Below are 19277 nucleotides of genomic sequence, written 5' to 3' on the forward strand. Positions count from 1 at the left end.
ACGTCCGGGGCTCACCGTTTTCCGTACCGGACCAGCACTTTTCGGCCGGTCATGAAACGGTCATGATCACTGCGATCAAATGGTTCCAGTCCGGTCGCCGCGGGGTGGCCGAGCAGGAAGGGAATCACACAATGCGCAAGACTCTCGCCGTGACCGCCATGGCCCTGGGCATCGCCGGTTTCGGTGTCGCCACCGCGCACGCCGAGTCCTACTTCGGCGGCAACTACGCCACCCAGGACGCGTGCGTCGCCGACGGCTCCAAGGGCTCCTGGACCACCCCCGACGGCCGTCAGATCGACGGTGGCCAGGGCTGGCAGTACAGCTGCGACCCGCAGGCCGACGGCACCTTCAACCTGACTCTGTTCCGCTGACCATCCGTCGCGGTAGAGCGCTCCCGGTGAATTCACCGGGAGCGCTTTCGTTTTCGAGGTTTGCCGCGAGCCTGGGCGGTGAATCCTCAATGGGGATAGCGTAATTCGTGTCGGGACGGCATCCAGGCTAATCTTATTCGAACTCCTTTCACTTCCCGTCGCGCAGAAGTGGGCAAAGATATCGCCCGAAGTTGCCCGCGTGTTAATTGAATTCCGCCGGTCAAGTTTGTGATTTGCGTCATTCGAGGACATTTTGTGCCAGTTCTCGGGGGCGACTTGGTTGCAGGCTATTAGCTCGTCTAAGTTTCGGTATGTGTGGGAGGACCGAAAGTTGTACGGGCGGGATCGCGAACAAATCCAATTGGAGGGTGTTCTCGGGGCGGCACGGTCGGGGCGGGGTACCGGGCTCGTGCTGTGCGGAGATCCGGCCATCGGCAAGACCGAGCTGGTGCACGCGGCCGTCGCCCGCGCCACCGACTTCCGAGTGCTGCGCTGCCAGGGCATTCGCACCGAATCCGCATTGCCCTACGCGGCGCTGCACGAATTGTTGCTCCCGGTCGCCGACCGGGTGTCGGCGCTGCCGACCGCGCAAGCCGGGGCGCTGCGCGCGGTGCTCGGCCTGGACGCCGGCGTCCCCGACCCGTTCCTGGTCGGCGCCGGGCTGGTGCGCTTGCTGTCGGAGCTCGCCACCGCGGCGCCGCTGCTGCTGGTCGTCGACGAGGCCCGGCTGGTGGACCACCAGTCGGCGCAGTCGCTCATCTTCGCCGTGCGCCGCTTGTCCGCGGCGCCGGTCGCACTGCTGGTGGCGCTGCGCGGCGAGCCGGTCGACACGCCCTGGCGTGAGATGCCCGCCCTGCCGGTCACCGGGCTGTCCGACGCGGCGGCCCGGCGGCTGATCGCCGACTGCTACGGCCCGATGGGCGCACTGCGGCTGTCCCGGATCCTCGCGGTGGCGGGCGGCAACCCGCTGGCCCTGCACGAATTGCCGGGCGTGGTGGACGATCTCGCGGGCACCGGCCCGCAGCCGGTGCCGCTGGGCCCCGGGCTGCGCGCGGCCTTCCGCGACCGCGTCGCCGCGCTGCCGGAGCAGGTGCGGGTGCTGCTCACGGTCGTCGTCACCGAGACCCGCGGGGTGCTCGGCACCGTCACCGAGGCCGCCGCCGCGCTCGGCACCGGCCCTGCCGCTTGGGAATACGCCGCGGCCGCGGGCCTGCTCACCGTCGGCGACGGCCGGGTGGAACGCACCCACCCGCTGCTGTGCGCCGCCGTGTACGATGCCGCCTCCCCGGCGCAGCGGCGGGCCGCGCAGTTGGCGGTCGCGACCGCGCTGGTCGGTTCCGACGAGGCGGATCTGCGGGTGTGGCATCGGGCCATGGCCGTCGATCGGCCCGACGAACGGCTGGCCTGGGTGCTCTCGGAGCGGGCGGAGACCGCGGGCCACGGCGCGCTGACCGCCGCCGCCATGCTGCGGCAGGCCGCGGCCATCAGCGGCGATCCGGAGCGGGCGGGGGAGCGGCTGGCCACAGCGGCTCGATTCTCCTGGGCCGGTGGCGATATCGCCTCGGCGCGCGGACTGCTGGAGCGGGCCACCTCCCGATTGGGCGCGGAGCGGGCGGCGACGGCCAGTCGCGGATTGGCCGGATTGCTGGAATTCGTTGCGGGCGAGCCGGAACGGGCGAGCCGGCTGCTGTTGCGCGACGCCGAACTGGTGGACCCGCGCACCGCCGCGTATCTGCGCCTGGACGCCGAACGGGCGCGCTGGGTGGCCGGGCACGGCGTGCTCGACCTCGATATCGCGGAAATGACGGTGCGGGACGGTATTTCGCGACTGCACTCGATGATCCGGCCGCTGCCGCCCGCGCCGCTGGTGCTGCTGTGGGGGCTGGCCGACGTGGCACTGGAGCCCTACACGCAGGCCGCGGCGTCGCTGCGCGGCAGTGCGGCCCCGGCCGCGGTGTCGCTGCTGCCGCAGCTGGCGATCCTGCAGTTCGCCAACGGCCGCTTCGCCGAGGCCGAGCGGACCCTGGCCGAGGCGTTCGAGCTGGCCGAGGCGGGCGGGGTGGAGAACGTACTCGCCCAGTGCTGGGCACTGCGCACGAAAATTGCTGCGCTGCACGGTGATTCGGAGGTGGTGCGGGACGGTGCGGAACAGGTGCTGGCCATCGCCCGGCCGCGCCGCGCGCAGTCGCTGATCGCGTCGGCGCACTGGCATCTGGGCTTCCACGCGCTCAGCCTGGGTGACCCCGAGACGGCGTACCTGCGCCTGCGGACCCTCGCCCAGCCGGGACACGACGCCCGGCATCCCACCTATGCCCGTTTGGCCGCACTGGATCTGGTGGAGGCCGCCACCCGGGTGGGCCGCCACGCCGAGGCGCTGACCTACTACGCCGACATCCGGGATTGGGCGATCCGTTCGCGCGCGGACTGGGCGATCTCCACCGCGTACGCCTGCCGGGCGCTGCTGTGCGCCGACGACCGCGCCGACCGGTACTTCCGCCGCGCCCTGGTGGTCCGGCGCAGCCGCCACGACCTGAATCATGTGCGCACCCAACTGCTCTACGGCAAGTGGCTACGCCGCGCCCGCCGCCGGGCCGATGCCGCCGAGCAGTTGCGCGCGGCCGCGGAGGCGTTCGAGCGGATGGGCGCACAGCAGTGGATGCTGCGCGCACAGCAGGAACTGGAACTCACCGGGCGCCGCGCCGCGCCGGTCACCGCGCACGGCGAGATCTCGGTGCTGACCGCGCAGGAGCAGCGGGTCGCGCGGCTGGCCGCCCAGGGGCTGACGAATCGGGAGATCGGAACCGAGCTGTTCCTGAGCCCGCGGACGGTGGGGCACCATCTGTCGCGGGTCTTCGGCAAGCTGGGACTCAGCGGCCGGGCCGATCTCGGTGACGTCGATTTCGACAACGGCATGCGAATCGTGCGGCCGCGCTGAGTCTTTCGGGTGTTTCAGTCCAGGTGAACCGACTCGCCCCAATAGCGCGGGTCCCAGTTGATCAGGATCATCCCGGCGACGCTGCCCGCGCAGCCGCCGCACGCGTCGACCTGGATGAGACTGTCCACGTCGGTGTCGCCGGCGAGCACGGCCCGGGCCGAGAGCCAGACCGCCCGCAGGTGCAGGGCGGCGGCCCGGCCGCAGCGCACGCATTCGGGCAGGCCGTCGTCCGGGTCGTTGCGCCCGATCCGGACTTCCGGCGTGACGGGTGCGCCGGGGCCGAGGGCCTCATCGAGGAGCGGCGAAAATTCCTTGCGCTCACGGTCATCCACCTCGGCAGGCTAACTATTTCCGGCCGCGCCCGCACCCCGTGGGCGCAGGTTCGCCGACCGGCCGGGCGCCGGATGTTTGTCCGGCGATCGGTTGGGAATGCAATGGGTGACGATATCGGCGCGGCCCTTCGGAAATAGCGGCGTCGAATTGCGCACGGCATTCTAAGCGACCGACCGGGATTCGTAATCGGTCGATGTATCGGTCATCGAATCGGTCGCTATTGCAAGGCTCGGAATGTCCTATCTCACAATCGGTCTCGGCTGCTCAGGCCGGCCTTGTCGAATTTGTCCGGTTCTTGTGTAGCGAGGTAAGTTGCGATGTGCGCGAGATCCGGGTTCTCCAAGGGAGGGAACGAGAACAGGCCGAACTGTCTCGGGTATTGAGTCGGGCGCGTGCGGGTCACGGCGGGGGACTATTGCTGTGGGGCGATCCGGGTATCGGGAAAACCGCACTCCTGCACGCCGCGCAGTTGTCCGCCACCGATTTCCGGATCCTCGCCTGCCGCGGATTTCCGGCCGAATCCCGGCTCGAATTCGCGGCTCTGCACGAGTTGCTGAACCCGGTGGCCGATCAGTTCGGGTCGCTGCCGGATCCGCAGGCGCTCGCCCTGGCTCGGGCCCTGGGGCGCGATACCGGTCCGGCCGATCCGTTCCTGGTGGGCGCGGCCGTGGTGACATTGCTCGCGGCCCTCGCCGCGCAGCAGCCGGTCCTGCTGATCGTGGACGACGCCCACTGGGTGGACTCGGCAACCGCACACGCCCTCACCTTCGCGCTGCGCCGCCTGGCCGGTAGTCGGGTCGGATTGCTGGCGGCGGTACGCGACTGCCCGGCCACCTCGGTGTGGCAGGCGCTGCCGGTGCTGCCCGTCGCCCCGCTGTCGGACGAGGCGGCACGCGCCCTGCTGGCCGGCCGGACCGAGGTGCTCGGCGCACCGCGGGCCACCCGCATGCTGCGGGTCGCCGCCGGTAATCCGCTGGCCCTGCTGGAGGCCCCGTTGGATGCCGAGGAACTCGCCGGAATCGGCTGGGGCCCGGTGCCTTTCGGCCCGCGCCTGCGCGCCGCCTTCGGTCCCGCACTGGCCGAACTGACCGACACCGTGCGCACCTTGCTGACCGTGGTGGCCGCCGAGGACCGCGGCACCCTCTGCGCGATCGTGAAGGCCGCCACCGAACTCGGTGTCAGCGGCCTGGATTGGGAAGCCGCGCTGGCCGCCGGGCTGCTCGCGGTCACCGACGGGCGCGTGGAGATGCGCCACCGCCTGCTCTGCGCCGCCGCCTACGATGCCGCCGACCCGCTGCGGCGGCGCGCCGTCCATCTCGCCCTGGCGGCCGCGCTCGACACCGAGCAATTGCGCACCTGGCATCTGGCCGCCGTGGTCGACGCGTCCGACGAGAAGCTGGCGCGGTCACTCGCGGACGGCACGCCCCGGGTGCGCGAGCGGGCCGGGGCGCTGGCCGCGGCGGCCGTGCTGCGCCGGGCCGCCGCCATCACCCCCGACCCGGTGGTGGCCGGGACCCGGCTGGCGGGCGCCGCCCGATTCGCCTGGGAGGGCGGCGATATCGAATCCGCGGACCGCCTGCTCACCCTGGCCGAGGCGCGCGCCACCGTGGCGGAGCTCGCCGTGGCGGGCAACGGCCTGCGCGGGCTGCTCGAGTTCGTGGCGGGCGATCCGATGCGGGCGCGCACCCTGCTGCTGCGCGATGCCGATGCCCTCGCCGACACGCCCGCGGCCGAGCTCGCGGCCGGACTGCGCCTGGTGGCCGAACGGGCGACGTGGGCCGCGGGCCGGGCCGGGGATGAGCCGCTGGACGGTCAACTCGAGGCGGTCGCTGCCGCGCCGTCACCCATCGCTGCCGCGCATCTGCTGCCGCCCGCCGCCCAGCTGATCGAATGGGGACTGGCCGATCGGGCCATCGAGCCGTACCTGAAAGTGGCGGGGGGTCTGCGTAATTCGGGGGACCGGGCCGCGGCGCTCGGGGTGCTGCCGCAGCTGGCCGTGCTGCAGTTCGCCACCGGGCGCTGGGAGGCGGGCGAGCACACCCTGGCCGCGGCCTTCGAACTGGCCACCGGCGCGGGCGCGGACAATCTGCTGGCCCAGTGCTGGAACCTGCGTGCCCGGCTGGCCGCGCAGCGCGGCGACGCGGCCGAGGTGGCCGACAGCGTGGAACACGCGCTGGCCCTGGCCCGCCCGCACGCGGTGCCGATTCTGATCGGCAGCGCGTACTGGAATCAGGGCTTCCACGCCCTGAACACCGGTGACGCCGAAACCGCCCACCGCCGCCTGCGCGCCCTCTACGAACCCGGCCACGAGGCCGCGCATCCGAGCCTGGCCCGGCTGGCGACCCTAGACATGGTCGAATCCGCCTGCCGGGTGGGCCGTTTCGACGAGGCCGCCGAGTACGCCGCGGCCATCGAGGACTGGGCGCGGCGCTCACGGGCACGCTGGGCGCTGAGCACCGCCTACGCCAGCCGGGCGCTGCTGTCCCCGGAGGATCGCGCCGAGCACTACTACCGCCGCGCTCTCGCGGTCGGCGATTCCCGGCACACCGCCTTCGGCCGGGCCCGCACCCAACTGCTCTACGGCAAGTGGCTGCGCCGGGTGCGTCGCCGTCGCGACGCTGCCGAGCAATTACGCTCCGCGGCAGACGCTTTCGACCTGATCGGCGCGACCGCCTGGTCCGCCCGCACCCGGACCGAACTCGACCTCACCGGCACCGGGACCAAGGCCGCGGGCACCGGTTCCACGCCGTTGACCGCGCAGGAGTCGCAGGTGGCCCGGCTGGCCGCGCAGGGGCTCACCAATCGCGAGATCGGCGCGGAACTGTTCCTGAGTCCCCGCACGGTCGGGCACCATATGTCGCGCATTCTCGAAAAGCTCGGTCTCACCAGTCGTTTCGAATTGCGTGGGATCGATTTCGACAACGGGATGCGCCTGACCCGGCCGCGCTGAACAACTTTCGACCGGGTCAGCGAATTTCCGGCAAGTCAGATGCGGGTGAGTTCGAAGATCCGGAATCGGCGCTCGCCCGCCAGCCGTTGCTCCATGGCATAGCCGGGCCAGAAATCCAGTGCGCGCCGCCAGGCCCGGTCCCGATCGCCGCCGGCCAACTGCCGCACCTGCACCGGAAAGCGCTCGGCCCGCACGCGCAGTTCGGCGCGTTCGGCCCCGAGCAGATTGGCCGACCAGGACGGTTGCTGCGGCTTGCCCCAATTCGAGGACACGATCAGGAAGCGTTTCTCGTCGCCCGGATCGGGAACGTAGAGCAGGGTGACCGTGCGGGGAATTCCGGTGCGCCGCCCGGCCACGGTCAATTGCAGGGCGGGCAATCCGGCGACATCCAGGATCCCCTTGCGATCCTTGGTGATTCGCCTGGTGAAGTCCTCCAGTGCGAAGACGGCCGGTGCGGCCCGCATCACCAGGGGGCGGCGCGCGAGCGCGCGACCCAACCGGGGCAGCGGATTCCAGCGGGCGGGCGCGTCGGGTCTGCGACGCCACTCAGCGAATGACATGTCCCGATTATGTTGCCAGTTCTCCCCGCGGGCGCGCGTCAGGGCGCCCAACGTGCCCTATCCCACTCGTCCTGCCAATCATGCGGATCGGCGGGCGAGCGGTCCTCCGGGTGTTCCTGTGGCAATTTCTGGCTCCCGTTGCGGGCGGGTTCGCTTTTCTCCGGCCGTGCCCGGTCGGCGGCCGCTACTTCGGGGATTTCTTCGCTCATGACATCCCTTCGTGCCGGTTATGCACAAAAGGTATCGAATGGGCGATTTCCTGGCTATCTCAGGTGTCGGTATTGTCCCGGAACCACGGGTCGTTGGAATTCAAGGCGGTGAGCAGGCGACGAATCGCCTCCACCCGCAATTCCTTGCCGGGTAGCTGGTCGAGGGCGCATTCCGGATCGGCGGGCGGGCCCAGGTGGGTGCAGCCGCGCGGGCAGTCCTCGATGGCGTCGGCCAGATCCGAGAACGCCCCGATGACATCGTCGGGGGTGATGTGGGCCAGGCCGAAGGAGCGCACACCGGGTGTGTCGACGACCCAGCCGCCGTTGGGCAGCGGCAGCGCCACCGACTGGGTCGAGGTGTGCCGCCCCTTGCCGACCCCCGACACCACGCCCACGGCCCGATCCGCATCCGGTACCAGCCGATTCACCAGCGTCGACTTGCCGACGCCCGAATGCCCGATGAGCGCGGTCAGCTTGTCGCCGAGGATTTCCAGGACCGGCTCCAGCGGATCCTCGATGCCCGCGTAGACGATGGTCAGATCCAAATCCTCGAAGGCCGCGGCGAATTCGGAGGCGGCATCCAGGTCGTGCTTGGTCAGGCACAGGATCGGTTGCAGCCCACCGACATACGCCGCGACCATGGCGCGCTCCACGAAACCGGTGCGCGGCGGCGGGTCGGCCAGGGCCACCACGATGAACAGCTGCTCGGCATTGCCGACCACCACCCGCTCGAACGGGTCGGTGTCATCGGCGGTGCGGCGCAACACCGTTCGCCGTTCGGCCACCCGTACGATGCGGGCCAGCGTGTCCGGCTTGCCCGACAGGTCGCCGACCACGTCCACCAGGTCGCCGACCACGATCGGGGTGCGGCCGAGTTCGCGCGCCCGCATGGCGGTCAGCGGCCGGTCCGGGTCCCCGTCCAGCACGCACCCCCAGCGCCCGCGGTCCACCGCCACCACCATGGCCACTTCGGCATCCAGATGCTGCGGCCGGGTCTTGGTGCGCGGGCGGGTGCCTTTGCCCGGGCGAACCCGGACATCGGTCTCGTCGTACTCGCGCCGCCTCAGCGGTCTGCTCCCGCCACGCCGAGCATGGTCTCCCACAGCTCGACGAATCCGGGCAGGGTCTTGGCCGTGGTGCCGATGTCCTCGATCTCCACGCCCGGCGTGACCAGGCCGATGATCGCGCCCGCCGTGGCCATCCGGTGATCGGCGTAGGAGCGCCACTGCCCGCCGGTGAGCGGACTGGGCACGATGGTCAGCCCGTCCTCGGTCTCGGTGACCTTGCCGCCCAGGCGGTTGATCTCGGTGGCCAGCGCCGCCAGCCGGTCGGTCTCGTGCCCGCGCAGGTGCGCGATGCCGCGCAGCCGCGACGGCGAATCCGCCAGTGCCGCAAGGGCGGCCACGGTCGGGGTCAGCTCGCCCACGTCGTGCAGGTCGATGTCGATGCCCGCCAGCCGCTCCGGTCCGCGCACGGTGAGCACGCCGTCGAAGATGCGCGCCTCCGCGCCCATGCGCACCAGGATCTCGCGGATCACATCGCCCGGCTGGGTGGTGAGTCGCGGCCAGTGCGGAATGCTCACCTCGCCGCCGGTGATGGCCGCCGCCGCCAGGAACGGGGTGGCATTGGACAGGTCCGGCTCGATCTCCCAGTCCACCGCGCGGATCTTGCCGGGCGCGACCGTCCAGGTCTGCGCCTTGCGCGGATCCTTGGGCGCGTCCACGCGAACATCGGCGCGCCGCAGCATCTCCACGGTCATCTCGATGTGCGGCATGGACGGCAGCGGCCCGCCGTCGTGATTGACCGTGATGCCCTGCTCGAACCGCGCCGCCGACAGCAGCAGCCCGGACACGAACTGCGAAGAGCCCGAGGCGTCGATGGTGACCGGCCCGCCGCGCAACGTGCCGGTGCCGTGTACGACGAACGGCAGCTGGTTGCCGTCGATGTCGAGGCCCAGCGCCCGCAGCGCCTCCAGGATGGTGCCCAGCGGCCGCACCCGCGCCTGCTCGTCCCCGTCGAAGGCGACGTCCCCGTTGGCCAGCGCCGCCACCGGCGGCAGGAACCGCATGATGGTGCCCGCCAGCCCGCAATCGACCATGGCACTGGAGAATTCGGCGGGCGGGGTGACGGTCAACGTCTCGCCGTCGCCCTCGATGCCGGCGCCCATGGCCCGCAGTGCCGCGATCATCAAATTGGTGTCGCGACTGCGCAGCGCGCCGGTCAGGGTGGACGGCCGATCCGCCAGCGCGGCGAGGATCAGCGCCCGATTGGTAATGGATTTCGACCCGGGCAGGGTCACGGTCGCGTGGACGGGAACTCGGACATGGGGCGCGGGCCAGAAAGTCACCTCCCCATCCTCCCAAACGATCGGGGCGTTGCGGGGGTTGCGTCCCTTTCCGGGCGCCCGGATTCCTGCTAGACGTATACGTATAGAGGTACGTATACTTGGCCGGGTGATCGATCCCATCAGCCTCGTTGTCGGTGGCGCACTCCTCGGTGGCGGCTGGCTCGCGGGCCGTTTCGGCTCCCGGAGGACCAAGCCCGCGGAGACCTTCAGCCCCGCCGTCTGCGGGTGCGGCCACGACCTCGCCCTGCACGACCGCGCGGCGGGCCACTGCCACGCCGAGAACTTCCGCAAGACCGGCAACGGCCTGAAAGCGTGGGCGCGCTGCAACTGCCAGCGCTACACGGGGCCGACCCCGCTGGAGGAGTTCTTCAGCCCGACCCCGTTGCCGCCCAGCCCATAACGCCACAACGCCGGTCCCTGCGGCAGGGACCGGCGTTGTGACAGTGGGGGTTTCGTTACTTCGCGCGCCCGTGGATGAACGGCACGATCTTGCGCAGCAGCTTCATGGTGCGGTCGGTCCGCGTGTAGGACAGCAGTGCCATGCCCGGAATCGTGAAGCGCTGCTCCGCGATCGAATGCGGACGCGAGAACTCCAGCAGACCCGGCGCACCGTGAATGCGCCCGATGCCGGACTCCCGCACGCCACCGAACGGCAGGCCCGAGATCGCCGCGTACGACAGCACCGAATTCACCGACGTGCAGCCGACATCCAGCCGCCGGGCGATCTCCATGCCCTGCTTCTTGGAGTACACCGCCGAGCCGAGCCCGTACTTGCTCTTGTTGGTCAGCTCCACGGCCTCGTCGACGCCGTTGACCGTGCGAATGGTGACGGTCGGCCCGAAGGTCTCCTCGCACACCGCATCCGAGGACTCGTCGGTGTCGACCAGGATGACCGGCTCGATGTAGGGGCCCTTGACGGACTCGGGCCCACCGAGCACGGCCTTACCGCCGTTCTTGATCGCGTCCTCGATGTGGCGGCGCACGATGTCGATCTGGCTGGGCATGGTCATCGGGCCGTAGGAGGCCTTGGCGTCCGAACCCGGCTTGATGTCGGTGAGGATGCGCTTGACCTCGGCGATGAACTCCGCAGCGACCGACTTGTCCACGTACACGCGCTCCACGCCCGCGCAGGTCTGGCCGGAGTTGGCCGTCGCACCCCAGGCGACCGCGTCGGCGGCGGCCTTGATGTCGGCGTCCGCGGCCACGATCACCGCGTCCTTGCCGCCGCACTCCAGCAGCACCGGCGTCAGCGTTTCGGCCGCGGAAGCCATGATCTTCTTGCCGGTCGCGGTCGACCCGGTGAAGGCCAGCTTGTCGACCCCGGACTTGACCAGCGCAGCGCCGGTCGCGCCGAAGCCGTTGATGGCGACGAACACGCCGTCCGGCAGGCCCGGATTCGCCTCGGCGAACGCCTTGGCCACGAAATTGCCGATGCCGGTGGAGTATTCACTCGGCTTGAAGACCACGCAGTTACCCGCGGCCAGCGCGTAGGCGATGGAACCGTTCGGGGTGTAGACCGGGTAGTTCCACGGCCCGATGATGCCGACCACGCCCAGAGGTCGGTATTCCAGGTGCGCGGCGAAGTTGGCCATGAACGCGCCCGGCGCGACCTTGCGCGGCTTGAGCACCTTCTCGGCATTGCTCGCGGCCCACTTGATGTGCTCGAGCGCGAGCATCAGTTCCAGGAAGGCGTCGTCGAGCGGCTTGCCGTTCTCGGCGTGGATGAGCTCGCACAACTCGTCGGACTTCTCGACCAGCTTGCTGCCCCAGCGCAGAATGTGCTTCTTGCGTTCGGCGTAACTGAGCGCGCCCCAGGTGGCTGCGGCTCCCCGCGCCTTGGCGACGGCCGCGTGCACCGCCGCATCATCATCGATCGGGTAGGTGGCGAGGGTCTCGCCGGTCGCGGGGTTGACCGAAGTCAGCGTGTCGGCCTGATCGAGCGGGGCGGTTTCGGTGGCAGTCATGAGTGTCGGCGATCCCTTGTGAGAGGTTGTTGAGACGAACGTCTCACACCGGTCAAGTGAAGTCAATTGCCATCACATCGCATGCGATTCATTCCTGGTGAGTGTCGGTGGCCGGTGGCAGCATGGTCGACATGTGCGGTAGGTACGCGACAACGACGAATCCCGCCAAGCTGGCCGTCGAACTCGACGCTATCGACGAGACCGGCGACTCGGGCTTCAATCCCAACTACAACGTGGCGCCCACCAACCAGGTGCTCACGGTCGTGGAACGACACGACCGCGACCACCCGGAGGATCCGGCCACCCTGCGCGTGCGAGCCATGCGCTGGGGCCTGATCCCGGTGTGGACCAAGACGGCCGAGCCCGGCGTCCCGGTGAAGGGCAAGCCGCTGTTCAATGCCCGCGCCGACAAGGCCGCCACCACGGCGTCGTTCCGTGACGCGGTGAAGAAGCGCCGCTGCCTGGTGCCGATGGACGGCTGGTACGAGTGGGTCACCGAACCCGATTCGCTCGGAAAGGCCGTCAAGCGGCCGTATTTCATGTCCAAGTCCGACGGCGGGCGGCTGTACATGGCCGGGCTGTGGTCGGTCTGGCGTGATCGCAGCCTGGGTGATGAAGCGAAACCTCTGCTGTCGTGCACGATTCTGACCACCGATTCGGTCGGGGCGCTGACCGATATCCACGACCGTATGCCGCTGCCGATGCCGCGTGAGCATTGGGCGGCCTGGCTGGATCCGGACCACCCGGCCCCGGAGGAGTTCTTGGAAACGCCGTCACCCGAAGCGGTTTCGGACATTCTGATCCGCGAGGTGCCGTCGCTGGTGAACAGCGTGAAGAACAACGGTCCCGAGCTACTGGGGGCAGTGAACGAACAAGCCGGTCAGATCACGTTGATCTGACCGGCCCGCAAGTTGTTCGAATCCGCTACCCACATTTCACGGACGGAATCGGGATATTCAGCGTGCACTTGAGCGTGTCCGCCGCCGAATCGATGATCTTGGTGATGACGCCGCCGCCGAGCTTCTCGGCCTTGTCGACGTGCTCGTCCTTCTTCGGTTGCTGTCCGCTGTCCGGTGCTCCCGGGTTGGGGAAGCTCGGATTGTTCGGCGCGGCCGTGGCGACGGTGGCCGTGAACGGGGCGGTTCCCAACGCGAGTGCCAGGGTTCCGGCCACGACAGCGGTGCGAATGGACAACCTCATCACATCCTCGGGTTCGAATCGGACCTTGTGGACAAAGGGTTCACAACTAGCTCACTGCTCATTCCCAAGTAACTCACAGAAAGCCGCCCGAATTGTGAAATGACAATGCCCCGCCGCGTCTTCGCGGCGGGGCATTGTCTCTTCGATGGTTGTCGGCGTCAGACCGTGGCGGGAGCCACGTCGTCGGCATCCTTACGGGCCTGCTGGATGCCGCCCGCGGTCCGCAGCGGCACTTCCTTCCAGAACAGCACCAGGATGAAGCCGATCAGCGACACCACGGTGGCCGAGAGGAACACCCGGTCCATGGACTTGGCGAAGCCCTCCTTGAAGGGGTGCGACAGGTCCGGGTTCAGCTGCTGCACGACCGAGCTGTCATTGAGCACCGAACCCACGGCTCCGGGCGCGGTCGCCGGGTTCGACAGTTCCAGCACGACCTTCTTGTCGATCGAGTCGGGGCCCTGCACGGCCTGCTCGGCGGCAATCGAGAACGAGCTGTGCTTGTCGGCGGTCGCGCTCTCCAGCGAGGAGCTGATGTTCGGAGCCAGCTGCGTGAACAGCACCGACAGGAACACCGCCACACCCAGGGTGCCGCCGATCTGTCGGAAGAAGGTCGCGGCAGCGGTGGACACGCCCATGTCCTTGGGCGGCAACGCGTTCTGCAGCGCCAGGGTCAGCGGCTGCATCAGGTTGCCCAGGCCGAAGCCGGTGATGGCCATGAAGATCATGACGACCCACAGCTTGGTGTCGGCCGAAACCAGGTGCAGCAGGAACAGACCCGAGGTCAGCAGCGCCGCGCCGACCGGCGGGAAGTACTTGTACCGCCCGGTCTTCGAGATCAGCTGACCCGCCAGGATCGAGCCGGTCATCATGCCCGCCACCAGCGGCAGCATGAGCAGACCCGCCTTGGTCGGGCTCGCGCCCTGCACCACCTGCAGGTACTGCGGCAGCAGGGTGATGCCACCGAACATGGCCGCACCGACCACCACCGAGATGACCACGCCGAGGGCGAAGGTGGAGTTCTTGAACATGCGCAGCGGGATCAGCGCGGCGTCGCCCTGCCTGGCCTCGACGGCGATGAAGGACAGCACACCGACCGCGCCCAGGATGTAGCAGAACAGCGCATGGCCACTGCTCCAACCCCATTCGCGACCCTGCTCGGCCACCACCAGCAGCGGCACCAGGCCGACGATCAGGGCGGAGATGCCCATCCAGTCGATCGGCACCTTGGTGACGGGACGCTTGGGCAGCTTGAGCACACGGGTCACCACGGCCAGCGCGATGATGCCGACCGGCACGTTCACCAGGAACACCCAGCGCCAGCCGGTGACGCCCAGGATGTGGTCGGTGCCCGAGAGCAGACCGCCGACGACCGGGCCGACGACGCTGGAGGTACCGAACACGGCCAGGAAGTAGCCCTGGTAGCGAGCGCGCTCACGGGGAGACACGATGTCGCCCATGATGGTCAGCGCCAGCGACATCAGACCGCCCGCGCCCAGGCCCTGGAAGGCCCGGAAGGCGGCCAGTTCGTACATCGACGTCGCCATCGAGCAGGCCAGCGAGCCGACCACGAAGATGGAGATGGCGGCCAGGTAGAACGGCTTGCGGCCGTACATATCCGAGAGCTTGCCGTAGAGCGGCGTGGCCAGGGTCGAGGTGATCAGGTAGGCCGTGGTCACCCACGCCTGCGCCGAATAGCCGTGCAGCTGATCGGCGATGGTGCGGATGGAGGTCGACACGATGGTCTGGTCGAGGGCCGCGAGCAGCATGCCCATGACCAGGCCGCTCATGATGACCAGGATTTGCTTGTGGGTGAAGCCGGCCGAATTGACTTCGGGCTCAGCGGCTTCCGCTGTAGTAGTCACGAATTGTTCTCCGCGGGTGCGTAATAGGACTGAAGGTCTTTGTGGGCGGCCATATCGGCGAGCATGCGCTGCCGGGTCACCTCGTAGCCGTCGACGAAGCGGTGCAGCAGGTTCGAGAAGGTGTCTCGTTCCGCGGCGCTCCAGCCGTCGAGCATGTGCCGCAGCGAATCGTTGCGGCGGGTACGGATCTGAGCGGCCACCGCGCGGCCGGCCTCGGTCACGTCGAGGACGCTGACACGGCCGTCGGCGGGATCGGCGCGGCGTTCGATGAGACCACGCTTGACCAGGCTGGCCACCTGCCGGCTGATGGTGGAGGCGTCGGAGTAGAGCGCCTCGGCGAGTGCGCCGGAGCGCATCGGTCCACCGTGGATCAGCTGGAACAGGATGGCAAAGGCCGCCGGTTCGATCTCGCCCTGGGTGAGGGTCGCGATCTGCGCGTTGGTCCGGTCGCGCAGTTTGGTGAGCCGGGCGATCTCGTAGGCGATGGCATCGACAAGGCCGTCGTCGATGGTGTCGGTAATCGCCGGTTCATCGTCGTTCACGGTCGGTCTCACCTCCTTGCTTTGGGCAACTTCTTGTATCCGTCAACTAGTTGTACGGCGCAAGTATTCCGATTTGGTTGCTCAATGGCAAGTTTTTTCCGGAGGTTGTGTCTCCGCTCACGCGACGGCGACGGAGGCTGTCACCGCATTCGTGAGTCGTACCAGGTCAGCGGGGTTCAGCTCGATCTCGAGGCCGCGCTTGCCCGCACTGCACAGCACCCGATCCCACTCCAGCGCGGACGCGTCGACGACCGTCGGCAGCCGCTTCTTCTGGCCCAGCGGCGAGATCCCGCCCAGTACGTAGCCGGTGGTGCGCTCGGCCTTGGTCTTGTCGGCCATCGCGGCCTTCCCGCCGCCCAGCGCCGCGGCCGCCGCCTTCAGCGACAGCGTGGTCGGCACCGGCAGCACCGCCACCGCGAGCCCGCCCGAACCCAGCTCGATCACCAGCGTCTTGAAGATCTGCCCGGCGGTCACCCCGAGCTGCTCCGCGAGCGCCTCGACCGCCTCCGCCCCGTACGAATCATGGCGCGGGTCATGGGAATACGCGTGTACCCGATGATCGACTTTCGCCTGTACCAATGCCTTGATCGCCGGGGTCGAAGCAGCAGCCATGGGCTCACCCTAGCCACCGGACGCAACCGGATTTCGGGTGCTGGGAACAGGGTGCGCGTCATGCCTGTTGCACGCCATACGCGCTTCGCAGCAACCGCCGGGCCCACGGTTCGCGAACGCAGCCAGCCATTCACGAAGGAGGAGTCGGGTGACCGTACTGGTCGAGGAGCGCCCGGTTTGGACCAGTTTCCTGGCCGAATCCCTGTTCGCGGTAGCCTCAAGTGCTACGGCGATCGAAGGGACAAGCGTGACGAGCGACGACGACATGGTCGATCGCCTGCGTGATGACGACGCAAACAGCGAAAGCATCGACGCCGGTGAAGACCAAGCGGTCGACTACGACGAAGTGAGCGAAAACGGCGCCAGGAGCGCCGAATCCGCTACGGAACTGGCCGCGCGATTCGAGCGCGACGCGCTCCCATTGCTGGATCAGCTCTACGGGGCGGCATTGCGCATGACCCGCAACCCCGCCGACGCCGAGGACCTGGTGCAGGAGACCTTCGCCAAGGCCTACCAGGGGTTCAAGTCATTCCGCGAGGGCACCAATCTGCGGGCATGGCTGTACCGGATCCTCACCAACACCTACATCAACTCGTATCGGAAGAAGCAGCGCCAGCCCGCGCAGTATCCGACCGACGAGATCACCGACTGGCAGCTGGCCGCCACCGCCGAACACACCTCGCAGGGTCTGCGCTCGGCGGAGATGGAAGCCCTCGAGGCGCTGCCGGACGACGACATCAAGCACGCGCTGCAGGAGCTGCCCGAGGAATTCCGGATGGCGGTGTACTACGCCGACGTGGAGGGCTTCCCTTACAAGGAAATCGCCGAGATCATGGGAACCCCCATCGGTACCGTCATGTCCCGGCTGCACCGTGGTCGCAAGCAGCTCAAGGGTCTGCTCGCGGACGTGGCGCGGGAACGAGGATTCAACCGGTCGGGCAGCGATGCGCGTGAGGAGGTAAATCAGTGAGCGACGAGATGGATGATCTGGACTGCTCGGCGGTGCTCGCCGATGTCTGGCTGCTCCTGGACAACGAGTGCGATGCCGCCGTCAAGGATCGGCTGCGCGAGCACATCGACCGTTGCTCGCCGTGCATCGAGGCCTACGGCCTGGAGGAGAAGCTCAAGTCGCTGCTCAACCGCAAGTGCGGTGGCGACCGGGCGCCGGATGCGCTGCGACAGCGCCTGACGCTCGAGATCCGGACCAGCTACACCAGCGTGGAGACCCGGATCGACTCTGCTGAATAGCAGATATACACATACAGTTGAGCGGCACCACATCCCATTGGGAAGTGGTGCCGCTCAACAGTTTTCGAGCTAGTTACCGCAGCTCAGGCGTTCGGCCGCTTGCCGTGGTTGGCTGCGTTCTTCTTGCGGCCACGCTTCTTACGTCCACGCTTACCCATAGGTAATCTCCCTTCAGTCGGTCGCCATTCTTTCATGTGTGGTTGGCTGTACCTTCAGGGGCTACAGGTCACTCGAAAGCGAGAGGTGTTCATGGCTGAGGAAGTGCTGGCCGAGATGGTGTCGACCGTGCAGGAGATCCTGGTCGCGGTCGGTGACGAGGTGAAGGCCGACGATCCGGTCGTCATGCTCGAGTCCATGAAGATGGAGATCCCGGTCATCGTCGAGGGTCCGGGTACGGTCGCCTCGATCAACGTCAAGCCCGGCGACGTGCTTCAGCCCGGCGATCTGATCGCCGTCATTTCCTGAGAATCTCGCAGCCTGGAGCCCCCCGACCCGCTGCTGACACGCCCGGCTCGTATCGCGTGGGAACATACACCCGACGTGGGAACAGAGGAGCGTGGGTGAATGTCGACACTGAGTGATCTACTGGCTGAGCACACCGACCTACCGGGTGCGGCCGTCGACCATCTGCAGCGGGTGGTGGGGGACTGGCAGCTGCTTGCGGATCTGTCGTTCGCGGATCTGCTGCTGTGGGTGGGGACCGGCCCGATCAGCGAGGGCGCGGAGGTGGTGTGCGTGTCGCAGTGCCGCCCGACCACCGCGCCGACCGTCCATCCGGAGGACCTGGTCGGCAGCCTCGCCACCAAAGAGGCGAATCCGCATGTGTTCGAGGCACTGCTGAACGCCGATATCGTCCGGTACGAGACCGATACCGCCCTGACCGGCGTCTATCACCCGCATCCCGTGCACGCCGTGCGCGAGGCGATCCCGGTGCGGGTCGGCGACGACATCATCGCCGTGCTCGGCCGCGACACCGATGTGCAGCGCCGCAAGATGCGTTCCAGCCTCGAGATCGCCTACATGTCCTGCGCGGACGACCTGTGCCAGATGGTCGCCGACGGCACCTGGCCCGCGCTCGAGGATCGCACCGGCGCGCACTCCAGTCCGCGCGCGGGCGATGGATTCATTCGCCTGGATACCGAGGGCACCGTCAGCTACGCCAGCCCGAACGCGCTCTCGGCGTATCACCGCATGGGTTTGCAGAACGATCTGGTCGGCCAGGATCTGGCCCTGACCACCCGTTCGCTCATCACCGACCCGTTCGACGCGCAGGAGGTGGTCGGCGACATCCAGGCGGCCCTGGCCGGAAAGGCCGGTCGCCGAATGGAAGTCGAGGCGCGCGGGGCGACCGTGCTGCTGCGCACCCTGGTGCTGCGCCCGCACGGCGAGCTGGCCGGGGCCGCGGTGCTGGTCCGCGACGTGACCGAGGTGAAGCGCCGCGATCGCGCGCTGCTGTCCAAGGACGCGACCATCCGCGAGATCCACCACCGGGTGAAGAACAATCTGCAGACCGTGGCCGCGCTGCTGCGCCTGCAAGCCCGCCGCACCGAGAACGAGGAAGCCCGCCTGGCACTGACCGAATCGGTCCGCCGGGTCACCTCCATCGCGTCCGTGCACGAAATGTTGTCCATGTCGGTTGACGAAGAGGTCGATCTGGACGAGGTGGTGGACCGCCTCTTGCCGATAATGGCCGATGTCGCGACCGTCCACACGGCTCGCATCAAGGTCCGCCGCGCGGGCTCACTCGGCGTCTTCTCCGCCGAACGCGCGACCCCGCTGGTCATGGTCTTGACCGAATTGGTGCAGAACGCCATCGAGCACGCCTTCGACGCCGGCGAGAACGGCACGGTCACAATCCGTTCCGAGCGTTCGGCCCGCTGGCTCGACGTCATCATCAGCGACGACGGCCGCGGCCTGCCCGACGGATTCAGCCTGGAAGCCTCCGACCGGTTGGGCCTGCAAATTGTCCGCACACTCGTCACGGCCGAATTGGGCGGCTCGATCGGACTCCATCCCGGAGCCGATGTCGGCACCGACGCGGTACTGCGAGTTCCCTTGGGCCGCCGCTCCGCCCGCTGACCAAAATATCTTGTTCGACGCATAAGTCCGGGCGTAGTGAAAAACCTGCGCCCGAACTTTCGTTC

General features: G+C 68.4%; 19 protein-coding genes. 9 read left to right on the forward strand and 10 right to left on the reverse strand.

What is annotated here, in order from left to right:
* The first annotated feature begins 62 nt into the window (after positions 1-62).
* A complete protein-coding gene (locus ACYVN4_RS02670; protein WP_460717600.1) occupies positions 63-371 on the forward strand; it encodes a hypothetical protein in 309 nt (102 codons plus the stop codon).
* Between the two features lie 313 nt (positions 372-684).
* Complete coding sequence (locus ACYVN4_RS02675) at positions 685-3306, forward strand: helix-turn-helix transcriptional regulator (RefSeq protein ID WP_460717601.1); 2622 nt, start codon at positions 685-687, stop codon at positions 3304-3306.
* Between the two features lie 14 nt (positions 3307-3320).
* On the opposite strand, the gene ACYVN4_RS02680 is transcribed toward ACYVN4_RS02675, so the two are convergent.
* Positions 3321-3638, reverse strand: a complete 318-nt coding sequence (locus tag ACYVN4_RS02680; RefSeq protein ID WP_460717602.1) for a hypothetical protein — start codon at positions 3636-3638, stop codon at positions 3321-3323.
* A gap of 194 nt (positions 3639-3832) precedes the next feature.
* Between ACYVN4_RS02680 and ACYVN4_RS02685 the strand changes: the two genes are divergently transcribed.
* Positions 3833-6589 (forward strand): AAA family ATPase, encoded by a 2757-nt coding sequence (locus ACYVN4_RS02685; protein WP_460717603.1) that lies wholly within the window; start codon positions 3833-3835, stop codon positions 6587-6589.
* 35 nt (positions 6590-6624) lie between these two features.
* On the opposite strand, the gene ACYVN4_RS02690 is transcribed toward ACYVN4_RS02685, so the two are convergent.
* The 3 genes from ACYVN4_RS02690 to aroA all read right to left on the reverse strand — a co-directional run bounded on the left by ACYVN4_RS02690 (position 6625) and on the right by aroA (position 9705).
* Entirely contained in the window at positions 6625-7149 is a 525-nt protein-coding gene (locus ACYVN4_RS02690; RefSeq protein ID WP_460717604.1) for a nitroreductase family deazaflavin-dependent oxidoreductase, read from the reverse strand.
* A 268-nt stretch (positions 7150-7417) separates the two neighbouring features.
* The gene (gene rsgA / locus ACYVN4_RS02695; protein WP_460717605.1) at positions 7418-8461 is read right to left on the reverse strand and encodes a ribosome small subunit-dependent GTPase A; all 1044 of its coding nucleotides are present in this window, start codon (positions 8459-8461) and stop codon (positions 7418-7420) included.
* Positions 8422-9705 (reverse strand): 3-phosphoshikimate 1-carboxyvinyltransferase, encoded by a 1284-nt coding sequence (gene aroA, locus ACYVN4_RS02700; protein ID WP_460717606.1) that lies wholly within the window; start codon positions 9703-9705, stop codon positions 8422-8424. The genes rsgA and aroA overlap by 40 nt, the downstream gene beginning before the upstream one ends.
* A 106-nt stretch (positions 9706-9811) precedes the next feature.
* On the opposite strand from aroA, the gene ACYVN4_RS02705 reads away from it, so the two are divergent.
* Positions 9812-10105 carry a hypothetical protein gene (locus tag ACYVN4_RS02705; RefSeq protein WP_460717607.1) on the forward strand — a complete coding sequence of 98 codons (294 nt, stop codon included), beginning with the start codon at positions 9812-9814 and terminating at the stop codon, positions 10103-10105.
* A 55-nt stretch (positions 10106-10160) separates the two neighbouring features.
* On the opposite strand, the gene ACYVN4_RS02710 is transcribed toward ACYVN4_RS02705, so the two are convergent.
* On the reverse strand, positions 10161-11669 hold the full coding sequence (locus ACYVN4_RS02710) for an aldehyde dehydrogenase family protein (RefSeq protein ID WP_460717608.1): 1509 nt from the start codon (positions 11667-11669) through the stop codon (positions 10161-10163).
* A gap of 131 nt (positions 11670-11800) precedes the next feature.
* On the opposite strand from ACYVN4_RS02710, the gene ACYVN4_RS02715 reads away from it, so the two are divergent.
* Positions 11801-12568, forward strand: a complete 768-nt coding sequence (locus ACYVN4_RS02715) for an SOS response-associated peptidase (RefSeq protein WP_460717609.1) — start codon at positions 11801-11803, stop codon at positions 12566-12568.
* Between the two features lie 25 nt (positions 12569-12593).
* On the opposite strand, the gene ACYVN4_RS02720 is transcribed toward ACYVN4_RS02715, so the two are convergent.
* The 4 genes from ACYVN4_RS02720 to ybaK all read right to left on the reverse strand — a co-directional run bounded on the left by ACYVN4_RS02720 (position 12594) and on the right by ybaK (position 15885).
* Positions 12594-12869, reverse strand: a complete 276-nt coding sequence (locus tag ACYVN4_RS02720) for a hypothetical protein (RefSeq protein WP_379362351.1) — start codon at positions 12867-12869, stop codon at positions 12594-12596.
* A 158-nt stretch (positions 12870-13027) separates the two neighbouring features.
* Positions 13028-14656: an MDR family MFS transporter gene (locus ACYVN4_RS02725; RefSeq protein WP_460718342.1), complete on the reverse strand. Its 1629-nt coding sequence runs from the start codon at positions 14654-14656 to the stop codon at positions 13028-13030.
* 71 nt (positions 14657-14727) lie between these two features.
* On the reverse strand, positions 14728-15273 hold the full coding sequence (locus tag ACYVN4_RS02730) for a MarR family winged helix-turn-helix transcriptional regulator (protein WP_460717610.1): 546 nt from the start codon (positions 15271-15273) through the stop codon (positions 14728-14730).
* A gap of 117 nt (positions 15274-15390) precedes the next feature.
* Positions 15391-15885 (reverse strand): Cys-tRNA(Pro) deacylase, encoded by a 495-nt coding sequence (ybaK, locus tag ACYVN4_RS02735; protein WP_460717611.1) that lies wholly within the window; start codon positions 15883-15885, stop codon positions 15391-15393.
* A gap of 265 nt (positions 15886-16150) precedes the next feature.
* Between ybaK and ACYVN4_RS02740 the strand changes: the two genes are divergently transcribed.
* The gene (locus ACYVN4_RS02740; protein WP_460718343.1) at positions 16151-16855 is read left to right on the forward strand and encodes a sigma-70 family RNA polymerase sigma factor; all 705 of its coding nucleotides are present in this window, start codon (positions 16151-16153) and stop codon (positions 16853-16855) included.
* Between the two features lie 8 nt (positions 16856-16863).
* Positions 16864-17133: a mycothiol system anti-sigma-R factor gene (gene rsrA / locus ACYVN4_RS02745; RefSeq protein ID WP_460718344.1), complete on the forward strand. Its 270-nt coding sequence runs from the start codon at positions 16864-16866 to the stop codon at positions 17131-17133.
* A gap of 83 nt (positions 17134-17216) precedes the next feature.
* On the opposite strand, the gene ACYVN4_RS02750 is transcribed toward rsrA, so the two are convergent.
* The gene (locus ACYVN4_RS02750) at positions 17217-17291 is read right to left on the reverse strand and encodes a 50S ribosomal protein bL37 (protein ID WP_153805149.1); all 75 of its coding nucleotides are present in this window, start codon (positions 17289-17291) and stop codon (positions 17217-17219) included.
* A gap of 91 nt (positions 17292-17382) precedes the next feature.
* Here ACYVN4_RS02750 and ACYVN4_RS02755 point away from each other — a divergent pair, with 91 nt between their 5' ends.
* A complete protein-coding gene (locus tag ACYVN4_RS02755; protein ID WP_460717612.1) occupies positions 17383-17598 on the forward strand; it encodes a biotin/lipoyl-binding carrier protein in 216 nt (71 codons plus the stop codon).
* Between the two features lie 99 nt (positions 17599-17697).
* Complete coding sequence (locus ACYVN4_RS02760) at positions 17698-19212, forward strand: sensor histidine kinase (RefSeq protein WP_460717613.1); 1515 nt, start codon at positions 17698-17700, stop codon at positions 19210-19212.
* Positions 19213-19277: the final 65 nt, after the last annotated feature.

It is taken from the genome of Nocardia heshunensis (assembly GCF_054782115.1).

Bases quoted from the DNA above. Each gene is read 5' to 3' on its own strand.
- ACYVN4_RS02670 (WP_460717600.1), top strand. From the start codon at position 63: ATGATCACTGCGATCAAATGGTTCCAGTCCGGTCGCCGCGGGGTGGCC.
- ACYVN4_RS02685 (WP_460717603.1), top strand. From the start codon at position 3,833: ATGTATCGGTCATCGAATCGGTCGCTATTGCAAGGCTCGGAATGTCCT.
- ACYVN4_RS02690 (WP_460717604.1), bottom strand. From the start codon at position 7,149: ATGTCATTCGCTGAGTGGCGTCGCAGACCCGACGCGCCCGCCCGCTGG.
- ACYVN4_RS02710 (WP_460717608.1), bottom strand. From the start codon at position 11,669: ATGACTGCCACCGAAACCGCCCCGCTCGATCAGGCCGACACGCTGACT.
- ACYVN4_RS02715 (WP_460717609.1), top strand. From the start codon at position 11,801: ATGTGCGGTAGGTACGCGACAACGACGAATCCCGCCAAGCTGGCCGTC.
- ACYVN4_RS02720 (WP_379362351.1), bottom strand. From the start codon at position 12,869: ATGAGGTTGTCCATTCGCACCGCTGTCGTGGCCGGAACCCTGGCACTC.
- ACYVN4_RS02725 (WP_460718342.1), bottom strand. From the start codon at position 14,656: ATGAGCGGCCTGGTCATGGGCATGCTGCTCGCGGCCCTCGACCAGACC.
- ybaK (WP_460717611.1), bottom strand. From the start codon at position 15,885: ATGGCTGCTGCTTCGACCCCGGCGATCAAGGCATTGGTACAGGCGAAA.
- ACYVN4_RS02740 (WP_460718343.1), top strand. From the start codon at position 16,151: ATGGTCGATCGCCTGCGTGATGACGACGCAAACAGCGAAAGCATCGAC.
- rsrA (WP_460718344.1), top strand. From the start codon at position 16,864: ATGGATGATCTGGACTGCTCGGCGGTGCTCGCCGATGTCTGGCTGCTC.
- ACYVN4_RS02755 (WP_460717612.1), top strand. From the start codon at position 17,383: ATGGCTGAGGAAGTGCTGGCCGAGATGGTGTCGACCGTGCAGGAGATC.
- ACYVN4_RS02760 (WP_460717613.1), top strand. From the start codon at position 17,698: ATGTCGACACTGAGTGATCTACTGGCTGAGCACACCGACCTACCGGGT.